The sequence below is a fragment of the Paraburkholderia sp. FT54 genome (assembly GCF_031585635.1).
Classification (GTDB): domain Bacteria; phylum Pseudomonadota; class Gammaproteobacteria; order Burkholderiales; family Burkholderiaceae; genus Paraburkholderia.
The window spans coordinates 111,418-123,270 of record NZ_CP134195.1 but is presented as its reverse complement, the minus strand read 5'-3'; the positions used below and the strand labels follow the sequence as shown (position 1 = coordinate 123,270).

Sequence of the window (11,853 nt, the reverse complement as noted above, 5' to 3'; positions counted from 1 at the left end):
GATTATTCCCGCTCGACGCAAGCACCGATCGGCGGATAAGGGCGGAGAAAGGGGGGTATTTCGAGGGATGGAACCGGCGGGAAGCCGGCCCGTCGGCCTTGCTGGCGGGGCCGGGGCGGCGCAGCGCGCTGGGTATGAGCGCGCCAGGCCGGCCCCAGTCTTCAGTGCGGCGCTTCGATCAGAATGCTACGAAAGGCGTCTGGCCGCCGCTCGCGGTCTGATCGATGCCGTAGTAGACGTGGCGGCCGTAGAAGAACGGCAAGCCGAGATCGAAGCTGCCGCTACCGCCGATCTGTCCGGCCAGGTCATTGAACGCAAAATTGTTGCCGTTGCCGAACAGCGTCGCCGCACTCAGGATGCCGATACTGGCGCTCGTCTGCGCGTTGTTCAATCCGACCAGCGTCAGCGACCGGGTTTGCGCCGACGACGGACAGTAAAAGCCCGCGAAGTTACTGCCGCACAGGGCAATGGAGCTATCGGAGAAGAAGTAGCCGTTCGAACCCGAATCGAGGAAGGCTTGCACCGTTGTGCCCTGGAACACGCTGTTGTTCAGATCGCCGAAGGTGTCGGTCGTGAAGCTCTGCACGCCGGTGAGCGCATTGTTCGACTGCGTGCCGATGCCGAATACCAGCGTACCGGTGGCCGACGGCGCGCCAGTGGCCGGCAGTGGCGGCATCTGCACGATCACGCCGTTGTTGTCGGCAGGGAAATGCGCGACCGGATTGGCCACCTGCTGCGCGAGCGGCACCGCCGTGCGGGCGCACGACACGCCGCCCGGACAGGCGAAGTAATTGCTGAAGGTGGCGGCCGTCCCCGCGTTGGCGCAGGTGTTGCCGCAATCGTTGGGCGACGTGCCGATACCGAGAATGCCGTTGGCGCCAAGATCGCCAGCGGTGTTTTCGGACGCACCACTGCCGCAGCCGCTCGTGGGCACCGTGCTCGAGTCCTTGTCGCCGATGATCTGCATCGGAATGGCCGCCGTCGTTCTCTCGCTGCCGATCGCGATGGTCGCGGTGCGCACCGTCCCCCACGTGAAGCCGTCCGCAAAGGTCGCACACTCGGCGAGTTGCGCGCCGCTGCCGCCGATGGTGCTGACCGGCAACGCATTGAGCAGCGAGGCGTTCAGGACCGAGTTGACCACGCGCAGCCCGAACGAACCCGTATCGACCTGGATGTTGCTGATAGTCTGGCAATTCGAGGTCGAGCCGGGCGCGCAAATCGTCACGCTGACCGTCGGAATATTGACAACGCCGCTCACGCCCTGACCGACCGTAATGGGCACGGTGTTGGCCGCCGTCGCGGCGATCGGCTGTTGGGTCGGACTGGCCGGCAGCGAGCCGCCGTTCAGCGTGGTCGACGAATCGTTGTTCGAGCCGCCGCCGCCGCCGCACGCGACGAGCGTCGACACCAAAGCCACGGCCACGACCGCCTGCATCCAGTCCTTGAGCTTCACAGCAATATGCTTGGTTCGCATGTTTCGTCCTCGCTATTACTGGATGTCTGAACCGCTGACGCCAGCGGGCAACGCGGCAGGCAGCCACGCCTGGCCGTTGAACGCGCCCATGTGGCCACCGGAGCGCACCACGAGGCTGCTCTGATCGACCGAGACGGGACCGTGGCCGCCGCCGCGCGCCGCGCGCACGGCCTTCACGCCGGCCACGTACTGCGGGAAATAGCTGCCGAGCAGATCGTTCAGATCCGGCATTTGCTGGCCGCGCCATGCAATGCCAAAGACAGTACCGTTCGTGGCGAGATATTCGCGGATCACGGTGTCGTTGCCGAGCGTGGTCTCACGCACGGTGTAGGACGCGGAAGTGGAAGCGGAAGACCCGGCGTTGGACGCGGAATGCATCACGCCCTGCGCCGCGTCGGCGGCGCCAGCACCGGCACCGGCACCGGCCTGGACGGTGCGGGAGGAAACTGACGCGCCCGTGGGCGGCGTCATGGGTGCGCCGCCCAGTCCCGCGTGAGCGGACTGCACGGCCAACAGCGAACAGGGCAAAGCAAGCGCCGTCACGACTCCGGCGCGGCGTACACGACTCCACATGACGAGGCTCCTCCCGAGCTGCCGCTCGGCTCGCGCGTCGGCGCGAACCGGCTGCATGTATGCAGATCATACGGCACCGCGACGGTCGCACTATTGAGGATTACCTCACCGTGCCACCGACCAGCGTGTGTTTTCACTGGAGCGCCGTGCCGCTGCTTGAGCTCGTAGTATGCCTGCGGTTTGTGTCGGTAGACAGCAAGCGCACGCGAAAGCGTGGCTTGCCATGTGCACTGATTCGATCCGGCGCCCTTGCCGGGCCGCCGCGACGTGTTGTGACCCGGGCGTGTCAGAAGCCGAGGCTTGCCAGCAGATCGTCGACTTGCGACTGGTCCTGCACCACGTCCGCTTTACCTTCCGGATTGATCTGCGGACCGTTCAGCAGATGTTCGGGGCTGCCGGTCGACGAGACTTCGGCCGCCAGCGCCGCCGCGTTCGCCGCGAACTGCTCGCGCCGCTCGAGCGCGATGTTCTCGACCAGCACGCCGAGCAATTGCTGCTCGATCAGGTACACCACATCCGTGATCTTCTTGATGACCTGGCCGGTCAAATCCTGGAAGTCCTGCGCCAGCATGATCTCCATCAGTTGCGAGTTGGTCGCGCTGGTCGCGTCGGGCACGCCGCGCAGAAAGCTCCGCGTGTCGTTCATCAACGCGCGCACTTCCCCCCGCTCCATCGGCGCCGCGTACCACTGCTCCCAACGCGCGTCGAGTTCGCCCGCGTCTTTCTGCAACTGCTCCTGGATCGGCTTGGCGATGTCGATCGCTGACAGGACGCGCTCGGCGGCCTGCTCCGTCATGTTCGCGATGTACTTCAGACGGTCACGGGCATCGGGCACGGCTTCGGCCGCACGCTCGACATGCTTGTCGAGCCCGAGCTCGCGCATCGAGTCGCGCAGCGTGCGCGTCAGTTGTCCAATGCGGGCGAGGATGCGGTCGGACGCGAAGTCGCCGCTCTCGTTGACCGCGTCGGCGCCTTGCGCGTTGGTCGGCAGATTCACATCAGCTCCCGGTCTTGGCCATCTTCTCGAGAATCTTGTTGAGCTTCTCGTCGAGCGTCGCGGCCGTGAACGGCTTGACGACATAACCGCTCGCGCCGGCCTGAGCCGCCGCGATGATGTTTTCCTTCTTCGATTCAGCCGTCACCATCAGCACCGGCAGGTGCGTGAGGTTGGCGTCCGCGCGAATTTCCTTGAGCATGGCCAAACCGTCGAGGTTCGGCATGTTCCAGTCGGAGATCACGAAGTCGTAGGTGCCCCCGCGCAGACGCGCGAGACCGGCCTGGCCGTCTTCCGCCTCGTCGACGTTCGAGTAACCGAGTTCCTTGAGGAGGTTGCGGACGATCCGGCGCATCGTCGGAAAGTCGTCAACAACCAGAATCTTCATTCCCTTATCCATTTCATTCCCTTTGCTTGATCCATGGTGCGGCGCCTGACCACCTCAAACTAGCGCCTCAAATCCTACCGGCGCGCATCATACCCGCTGAACGCGATCGCCCATCGCCGAGAGACGCGCCATCACGCGTCGGCTCATTTCCGGCAGCGCGGCGATCTCGTCCGCCGCGCCGAGCGCAATCGCTTCACGCGGCATGCCGAACACGATACAGCTCGCTTCGTCCTGCGCAAGGGTGTACGCCCCTGCTTTTTTCATATCCAGCAATCCGGCGGCGCCGTCGCGCCCCATCCCCGTCAGGATCACGCCGATCGCGTTCTTGCCCGCATGCTGCGCGGCCGAACGGAACAGCACGTCCACCGACGGACGATGCCGGTTGACCGGCGGCTCCTCGGACAGGTGAGCAATATAATTCGCGCCGCTGCGGGCCAGCAACAGATGAGCGTGGCCGGGCGCGATATACGCATGTCCCGGCAGGACGCGTTCGCCGTGCTCTGCCTCTTTAACGGTAATCCGGCACAAACCATTGAGGCGTTGCGCAAAAGATTTTGTGAAACCCGGCGGCATATGCTGCGCGATCAATACGGCGGGCGCATCGGGCGGCAGCGGCACCAGCACTTCGCGGATCGCTTCGGTGCCGCCCGTCGACGCCCCGACGATAATCAGCTTCTCGGTACTGAGCAGCGGATTGTTGAAGAGCGGCGCGGCGCCAACCGGCGCCTGCGCGGCATGCGCTGCCGCGTGCTGCGCAGGCGCGGCCTGGCGCACGCGTGCGCGGGCCGCCGCGCGAATCTTGTCGGCGAGCTTTTCCGAGTAGTCGAGCATGCCGTCGCGAATGCCGACCTTCGGCTTGGTCACGAAGTCGACCGCGCCGAGTTCCAGCGCGCGCAGCGTGATTTCATTGCCGCGCTCGGTCAGCGACGACACCATCACAACCGGCATCGGCCGAAGACGCATCAGTTTCTCGAGGAAGTCGAGGCCATCCATGCGCGGCATTTCGACGTCGAGCGTCAGGACGTCCGGATTGTGCTGCTTGATGAGTTCGCGCGCGACCAGCGGGTCGGGTGCGGTCGCCACCACCGTCATGTCCGGCTGGCCGTTGATGATTTCCGTCATCAGGCTGCGGATCAGCGCCGAATCGTCGACGCACAGTACTTTGATCTTTTGCACAGCGCTCACGCCTCCTCTGTAGTTCTGGCGTTGTTTGAATTAATCGGGCGCGAGCCTGCGCCGAACAGTTCGACCTTCGGGCGGGTGGCGGCGGCGGTCGAAAACAGTTCGACCCTGGGTCTCGGCGCGGCCGGCGTCGAGAACAATTCCACCCGCTTGCGCGCCGCGGCAAGCCGCTCGGCACGCGCTTCGGCGCTTTGCCGCATCAGCGCCTGTTCGCGCTCGGCCACGCCCGCTTCCTGCTGCAGGCGCAACTTCTTCACCATCACCTGTCCGGTGCGCGGCATGAAGGCCACCTTGCGCGGATGCGAGCCCTGCAAATCTTCAGCGACGATACGGATTTTCTCGAGCGCCAGATAGCGGCGCACGAACTCCGAATTGCGGTCGCCGATGTTCATCGTCGTCATGCCGGCGAGCACGGCGCCGCCGCCGAACACCTTCGCCTCGAAGCGCTCGCGCCGTCCGCCGGCCTTGATCAGTTCGTTGATCAGCACTTCCATCGCGTAGGCGCCGTAGCGCATCGAATCCGACGCGGCCTGCCCGACATCCGCGCCGTCGTCGGGCAACATGAAGTGATTCATGCCGCCGATACCGGCCGTGCGATCCTGAATGCAGGCCGCGACGCAGGAACCGAGCACGGTGACCAGCACCATGTCTTCGTGCGTGGTGTAGAACTCGTTCGGCAACAGCTTCACGCCGGGGCGCTGGAAGTGGTTGTCGAAATACAGGTTGGTGGCGATCGGCAGGGCGCTGCTCATGCCGTCACCCCGCTCGCCGTGTGATGCGACGCCGTCGCCGAGCCGCGGGTCGCCGTCGGCGTACGCGCGCCGGTTGCGTCACGCGTCAGTTCGTAGACGGTCTGGCCGCGCAGCTTAAAAGCCTGCGTGACATACGTGAAGTTTTCCGAGTGGCCGGCGAACAGCAGGCCGCCCGACTTCATCAGCGGCTCGAAGCGCGCGAGCACTTGCGCTTGCGTCGGCTTGTCGAAATAGATCATCACGTTGCGGCAGAAGATCGCGTCGAACTGCGAGCGCAACTGGTAATCGCGGTCGGTGAGATTCAGTTGCTCGAAACGCACCAGCGCGCGCACTTCCGGGCGGACTTTCACCATGCCGGCATGCGCGCCGGTGCCCTTCAGGAAGAAGCGCTTGAGCCGCTCGGGCGAAAGGTGCTTCACCTGATCGAACTGGTACATGCCGGCTTCGGCCTTGGCCAGCACCTGGGTGTCGATGTCGGTGGCGAGCACCGAGGCCTGACGCGCGCCGCTGTCGCCGAGCGCTTCGATCAGCGTCATCGCAATCGAGTACGGCTCTTCACCGGTCGACGCCGCCGAGCACCATACCGAAACCGGCTGCGCGCGGCGCGGCACGAATTCGGCGAGGATCGGAAAGTGATGCGCTTCGCGGAAAAACGCCGTCAGGTTGGTGGTCAGCGCATTGGTGAACGCTTCCCACTCGGCTGGATTGTCTTCCGCTTCGAGCAGGTCGAGATACTGCTTGAAAGTGTCGAGCCCGCGGGCACGCAGACGGCGCGCCAGACGGCTGTACGCCATGTCGCGCTTGTGATCCGACAGCGAAATGCCGGCGCTGCGGTGAATCAGTTCGCGAATGCGAGCGAAGTCCGCCGACGTGAACTCGAAATCCCGTGTCTGTTCGCTGGATCTGACCGGGTCCGCCCGGTCAGGACGTTGCTGTGCGCGCGTTGCCATCATGAGAGTTCCTGCCTGCGATACGAGCCATCCCGCTTTCCGCCCAGCCAATCGACTTGGGAAGAAGGGATTGTGTTCGCGTGGCCGCGCCCGCCCGCGAGTTCCGCCAACACGCAGTCGGCCCGCGACACGCTGATAGAGCGTGCTTCGATGATTCGCCCCTCATGGAGCGAGATGCCGAATGACTGCATGTCTTTGTGCCACTTCCTAGAATGTTTCCCAGTCCGCGTCCGAGCTTGTCGTGGCCGCGCTTGCCGCGGCCGGACGTGCTGTGGATTCGGGTGCCGCGCGGGCTGTCTTCGGCCTGAGCGCCGGTTCGACGCGTGCGGCACCCTCGTCGTGATTGGTCGAAGCCGGCTCTGTGTTCGTTGCTGCGGTGCTTGCCGTCAGGTGCGCAGCGCCCTTCGCGGACGCTGGCGGTGCCGACCTGGTGGCCGGCTTGGTGCCGCTGCTGGTCACGTGAGACGCCGTCTGGTTGGGACGCGTTGCCGCCGCGCTGCTGCGTGCCGGGCCGCCGGCCACTTTCCAGCCGTTCAGCACGGCCTGCAATTGGCGCGTCTGGTCTTCGAGCGATGCCGCCGCGGCCGCCGCCTGTTCGACCAGTGCGGCGTTCTGCTGCGTGACTTCGTCCATCTGCACGACCGCGCGATTCACCTGTTCGATGCCGCCCGACTGCTCTTCGGACGCCGCGCTGATTTCGCCCATGATGTCGGTCACGCGGCGCACGGCCTGCACGATCTCGTCCATCGTCGTACCCGCGCGGCCGACCAGCGCCGAGCCGCTTTGCACCTTGTCGACGGAGTCGCCGATCAGCTCCTTGATCTCCTTCGCGGCACTCGCGCTGCGCTGCGCGAGGCTGCGCACTTCGCCCGCCACGACCGCGAAGCCGCGGCCCTGCTCGCCGGCGCGCGCGGCTTCGACCGCCGCGTTCAGCGCGAGAATATTGGTCTGAAAAGCAATGCCTTCGATCACGCCGATGATATCGACGACCTTGTTCGAACTGCTCGCGATGTCCTGCATGGTGGTGACGACCTGGCTCACCACGTCGCCGCCGCGCGTGGCGATTTCGGAAGCGTTGACGGCCAGCTGGCTCGCCTGACGCGCGTTTTCGGCGTTCTGCCGCACGGTGCCGGTCAACTGCTCCATGCTCGACGCGGTTTCCTGCAGCGAAGCGGCCTGCTGTTCGGTGCGTTGCGACAGGTCGGTGTTGCCCATCGCGATTTCGCGCGCGCCGGTGTCGATCGATTCGGTGCTGCTGTGGACCGCCTTCACCATCGACGACATGCTGTCCTGCATACGCTTGATGCCGGCGAACAGGCGCCCGATTTCGTTGCGGCTGAAAACGTTGATGGTCTCGGACAGATCACCCGAAGCGATGCGTTCAAAGCACGCCGTCGCGTCGGCGAGCGGCTGCACGATCAGGCCGCGCAGCGCGAAGCGGATGCCCATCACCACCAGCAGCGCAAGCACGGTGACGGCGATGATCAGCGTCGTCATCAGCGAGACGTTCGATTGCGCGCTCGCCTGCTGATCCACGGCGCTTTGCTGCAACGCCTTGATGACCGCCGACGCCGCCCCGTCATAAGCGATGAACATCGGACTGATTTTCGTATCGGCGATCGCGTGGTAGGCGGCCATGTCGTTCGCATTGAGCGCCGCGAACTCCGGGTCGACGCCATCGCGCATCACACTCGTGCGCCTCGCGAGAACGTCGTCGAGAAGCGCCTGATCGACGCCGGGTTTCGGTGCGTCGAGATAAAGCTGCCAGCTTTGGTTGCCCTTGCTCAGCAGTTCCTGCGCGCGGTCGATCGCTTTCTTCGCTTCGTCCGCGTTGCCCGCGGCGGACAGCGTGTTGAAGCGGTCTATGGCGAGACGCGAGCGCAGCAGGTACGACGACGCATCGTCGAGTGCATGAATGGCGACCAGATCGCCGCGCGCAATGCGGTCGAGCGACTGGCTCGCGCCATTGAGCGCGGTCAGCCCAAGCACGCCGACCACCATGGTCAGCGCAACCAGAATGATCCCCACCATCGTCAACGACGTGCGAATCGACCACCTGCTCAGCATTTCGGTGCTCCCTGTCCCAATCGTTTCGTGAAGACTGCCGCCGTTAGCCGCCGAGCGTTTCGATCAGCGCCATTTCGCGGCTGGTCATGAGTTTCTCGATGTCCATCAGGATCAACATGCGGCCGTCGACGGTGCCCAGGCCCGTGAGGTACTCGGTCGTCAGCGTGGCGCCGAATTCCGGCGCCGGCATGATCTGGTCGGTGGCGAGCGTGAGCACGTCCGACACGCCGTCCACCACCATCCCGACCACGCGATGCGCGACGTTCAGGATGATCACCACCGTCTGGTGGTCATACTCGACACGGCCCAGATGGAACTTGATGCGCATGTCGACGATCGGCACGATGATGCCGCGCAGATTGATCACGCCCTTGATGAACTCGGGCGCATTGGCGATACGCGTCACGTTGTCGTAGCCGCGGATTTCCTGCACCTTGAGAATGTCGATGCCGTACTCTTCGGCGCCGAGCGTGAAGACGAGGAACTCCTGACCGCCGGCGTCCGCCTGCTGCGCGTCGCGGCGGCCATTCGTACCGGTCGCGTTCGTCACGCTCGAATTGATGGATTGGACTTCTGCCACGTTAGCCCCCAAACGGTTGGGATGAAATGAGTTGAGTAAGTGTTACGATGAGTTTGACGGACATCATGCGAGGCTCATCGCGCCATGCGCGTGGCGCGTTTCGCGGTTCAGCGCCGCGACGTCCACGATCAGCGCGACACTGCCGTCGCCGAGAATGGTCGCGGCGGAAATGCCGTGCACCTTGCGGTAGTTCGTTTCCAGATTCTTCACCACCACCTGCTGCTGGCCCACCAGCTCATCGATCAGCATCGCAAAGCGGCGCCCCTCGGTTTGCATGATGGTGACGATGCCTTGCGTCGGTTCCTGCTTCGCCCCTTCGACGTTGAACACTTCGTGCAACGCCACGAGCGGCAGATATTCACCGCGCACCCGCACCACACGCTCGCCGTTGGCCACCGTGTAGATGTCCTCGGCTCGCGGCTGCAGCGACTCCATCACGAAGTTCAGCGGCAGAATGAAGATCTCGTTGCCGACCTTGACCGACATGCCGTCGAGGATCGCCAGCGTGAGCGGCAGCACGATGCGCGTGGTGCTGCCCTTGCCGGCGTGCGAGGTGATTTCCACGTGACCACCCATCGACTGGATGTTGCGCTTCACCACGTCCATGCCGACGCCGCGGCCCGATACGTCCGTGACCTGCTCCGCCGTCGAGAAGCCCGGCAGGAAGATCAGGTTCCAGACTTCTTCGTCGGTCATGGTTTCGCTGACCTGCATGCCCTGCTTGGCCGCCTTCGCGAGAATCTTGTCGCGGCGCAGGCCCGCGCCGTCGTCGCTCACTTCAATGACGATGTTGCCGCCGTGGTGAGCCGCCGACAGCACCAGCTGGCCGGTCGAATCCTTGCCCGCCGCGCGCCGCGCTTCCACGGTTTCAATGCCGTGGTCGAGACTGTTGCGCACGAGGTGAGTCAACGGATCGATGATCCGTTCGATGAGGCTCTTGTCGAGTTCGGTCGCTTGCCCGAAGGTGACGAGTTCCACTTCCTTGCCGAGTTTCGCCGCCAGATCGCGCACCAGACGCGGGAAGCGACTGAACACGTAATCCATCGGCATCATGCGGATCGACATCACCGCTTCCTGCAGATCCCGCGCATTGCGCTCGAGTTGCGCCATGCCGTTGAACAGGCGATCGTGCAGCGCCGGGTCGAACGTGCTGGTGGTTTCCGCGAGCATGGCTTGCGTAATCACCAGTTCGCCGACCAGGTTGATCAGCTGATCGACCTTTTCGACGCCGACGCGAATCGAGCTGCCTTCCGCGCCGCCCGCTGCCGCGGCCGGACGTGCCGCCTTGCGGTCCTGCTCCGCGGGTGCGGCTGCGCTTGCCGCGCTCCCCGCGCTTGCCTGAGCCGGGGCCGGTGCGCTTATGGCCACCGCGGCCTGAGCCGCGGCCGGCGCCAGCGCGGCCGGTGCGTCGAGCGGCCCGTGCGTGGCCGTTGAGGCAGGTGCAGCGGTGTCGGCCGCCGGTGCCGACGATGCTGCCTGGCCCGCCTGAGCCGCCTGTACTGCTTGCGCCGGGGACGAACCGGCAGCGTCGGGCGTTCCAGGTTCGCCTTGCTGCATGTCGTCCGCCGGTGCGGTGCCGCGGCCGATCACGATCTGACTTTCGTCGATCACGAAACAGCACACGGCGATGATGTCGTCGGAGGTCACATCGGTCGCGAGCCACAGCGTCAGATTGCCGCCGCTCTTGACCTGCCCGACGATGTTGCCCAGGTTGCCGAGCTCTTCGGCCAGCAGTTCCTGGTCCTTCTCACCAACGCCCCGTAGCGTAATTTTCAGATGGGGACCGGCGCTGTCGTTGCCTCCGACATCATCGTCTCCCGCGGCTTGCCCGGTCTGTGCCGGATCGCCGTCAATCCATTCGCCCGCCGCCTGCACCGCCTGTTCGACGACGTGCTCCGGCGGGGTGCCGCCTTGCACTGCCTGTGTTGCAACTGGCGCCACGCTCGCGGCAACAGGCGCCGCCGCAGCCGGCGCCGCGCCGTCGCCGCTCTCCGCGTTCAAACGTTCGAGCTTCGCGCAGATTGCCTTCGCAGTGGCCGCGTCCGGCTCGGCGCTCGCGCGGTAATCGGCGAGCTGGCCGGATAACACGTCCTTGGTTTCGAGGAACGTGTCGATCATGTCCTTGCGCAGCACGAGTTCGTTATTGCGCGCGCGGTCGAGCAGCGATTCGAGAATGTGGGTGGTTTCCGTCAGCGCGGTAAAACCGAACGTCGCCGCGCCGCCTTTGATCGAATGTGCCGCGCGGAAAATTGCCGCGAGGTCTTCGGGATCCGGGTGGGCGATATCCAGATTGAGCAGCAGCTGCTCCATCTGCGCGAGCAGTTCGTCCGCTTCGTCGAAGAACGTCTGATAGAACTGAGTGATGTCGAGTGTCATGCCTGGTTCACCGCGAGAGTTCCTGTCTTGGCTTGGGCTGCCGTGCCGCTGCGTCGAGAGCTTCTATAACTGGTCTATGGGTGGCGCTTACGCGTGATCTGGCTCGGCCAGGGCCGCCACCAGTTCGGTCAGCATGTCCGGGTCGAGCGGCTTTTCGATCCAGCCGGTCGCGCCGGCAGCCCGCGCAGCTTCCTTGAACGGCTCGCCCGATTCCGTCGTGAGGACGAGGATGGGCGTGGCCTGGTAAGCCGGGTTGTTGCGCAGTGCGGCGATCAGATCGAGGCCGGTCTTGCCTGGCATGTACTGGTCGGTCAGCACGAGGTCGAACGACATGGCGAGCGCATTTTCGAGCCCTTCGTTGCCGTCCGCCGCGAGCGTCACCTCATAGCCGGCCGTCGTCAACGTGGCGGCGAGAATCTGCCGCATCGATGCCGAATCGTCGATTGCCAGGATGTGCCTGATCATGAAAACCTCGCTGCACGTACGCTATGGATCACCCGGCGGCCCGCGCCGGCAG

General features: G+C 64.8%; 11 protein-coding genes. All 11 read right to left on the bottom strand.

Translation table 11 applies throughout. The features are described 5' to 3' along the window. Positions 1-178 precede the first annotated feature (178 nt). Positions 179-1,474, bottom strand: coding sequence for a DUF3443 domain-containing protein (locus RI103_RS00535; protein WP_310813562.1), 1,296 nt, complete (start codon positions 1,472-1,474; stop codon positions 179-181). 15 nt (positions 1,475-1,489) lie between these two features. Then, a complete protein-coding gene (locus RI103_RS00530; protein WP_310813561.1) occupies positions 1,490-2,047 on the bottom strand; it encodes a DUF2844 domain-containing protein in 558 nt (185 codons plus the stop codon). A 286-nt stretch (positions 2,048-2,333) separates the two neighbouring features. Then, complete coding sequence (gene cheZ / locus RI103_RS00525) at positions 2,334-3,044, bottom strand: protein phosphatase CheZ (RefSeq protein WP_310813560.1); 711 nt, start codon at positions 3,042-3,044, stop codon at positions 2,334-2,336. 1 nt (position 3,045) lies between these two features. After that, positions 3,046-3,441, bottom strand: a complete 396-nt coding sequence (cheY, locus tag RI103_RS00520; RefSeq protein WP_095417937.1) for a chemotaxis response regulator CheY — start codon at positions 3,439-3,441, stop codon at positions 3,046-3,048. A gap of 75 nt (positions 3,442-3,516) precedes the next feature. Then, entirely contained in the window at positions 3,517-4,605 is a 1,089-nt protein-coding gene (locus tag RI103_RS00515; RefSeq protein WP_310813559.1) for a chemotaxis response regulator protein-glutamate methylesterase, read from the bottom strand. Between the two features lie 5 nt (positions 4,606-4,610). Beyond that, positions 4,611-5,363, bottom strand: a complete 753-nt coding sequence (gene cheD, locus RI103_RS00510; protein ID WP_310813558.1) for a chemoreceptor glutamine deamidase CheD — start codon at positions 5,361-5,363, stop codon at positions 4,611-4,613. Next, positions 5,360-6,316, bottom strand: coding sequence for a CheR family methyltransferase (locus RI103_RS00505; RefSeq protein WP_310813557.1), 957 nt, complete (start codon positions 6,314-6,316; stop codon positions 5,360-5,362). The genes cheD and RI103_RS00505 overlap by 4 nt, the downstream gene beginning before the upstream one ends. A gap of 204 nt (positions 6,317-6,520) precedes the next feature. After that, a complete protein-coding gene (locus RI103_RS00500; RefSeq protein WP_310813556.1) occupies positions 6,521-8,380 on the bottom strand; it encodes a methyl-accepting chemotaxis protein in 1,860 nt (619 codons plus the stop codon). 43 nt (positions 8,381-8,423) lie between these two features. Beyond that, positions 8,424-8,960 carry a chemotaxis protein CheW gene (locus RI103_RS00495; RefSeq protein ID WP_310813555.1) on the bottom strand — a complete coding sequence of 179 codons (537 nt, stop codon included), beginning with the start codon at positions 8,958-8,960 and terminating at the stop codon, positions 8,424-8,426. Between the two features lie 63 nt (positions 8,961-9,023). Then, positions 9,024-11,336 carry a chemotaxis protein CheA gene (gene cheA, locus RI103_RS00490; RefSeq protein WP_310813554.1) on the bottom strand — a complete coding sequence of 771 codons (2,313 nt, stop codon included), beginning with the start codon at positions 11,334-11,336 and terminating at the stop codon, positions 9,024-9,026. Between the two features lie 87 nt (positions 11,337-11,423). After that, positions 11,424-11,801, bottom strand: a complete 378-nt coding sequence (locus RI103_RS00485) for a response regulator (protein ID WP_007179975.1) — start codon at positions 11,799-11,801, stop codon at positions 11,424-11,426. Positions 11,802-11,853 lie beyond the last annotated feature (52 nt).

Excerpts from the sequence above, each read along its gene's own strand:
- RI103_RS00485 (WP_007179975.1), bottom strand. The coding sequence starts at position 11,801 with ATGATCAGGCACATCCTGGCAATCGACGATTCGGCATCGATGCGGCAG.
- RI103_RS00505 (WP_310813557.1), bottom strand. The coding sequence starts at position 6,316 with ATGATGGCAACGCGCGCACAGCAACGTCCTGACCGGGCGGACCCGGTC.
- cheY (WP_095417937.1), bottom strand. The coding sequence starts at position 3,441 with ATGGATAAGGGAATGAAGATTCTGGTTGTTGACGACTTTCCGACGATG.
- RI103_RS00535 (WP_310813562.1), bottom strand. The coding sequence starts at position 1,474 with ATGCGAACCAAGCATATTGCTGTGAAGCTCAAGGACTGGATGCAGGCG.
- RI103_RS00500 (WP_310813556.1), bottom strand. The coding sequence starts at position 8,380 with ATGCTGAGCAGGTGGTCGATTCGCACGTCGTTGACGATGGTGGGGATC.
- cheA (WP_310813554.1), bottom strand. The coding sequence starts at position 11,336 with ATGACACTCGACATCACTCAGTTCTATCAGACGTTCTTCGACGAAGCG.
- RI103_RS00530 (WP_310813561.1), bottom strand. The coding sequence starts at position 2,047 with ATGTGGAGTCGTGTACGCCGCGCCGGAGTCGTGACGGCGCTTGCTTTG.
- cheD (WP_310813558.1), bottom strand. The coding sequence starts at position 5,363 with ATGAGCAGCGCCCTGCCGATCGCCACCAACCTGTATTTCGACAACCAC.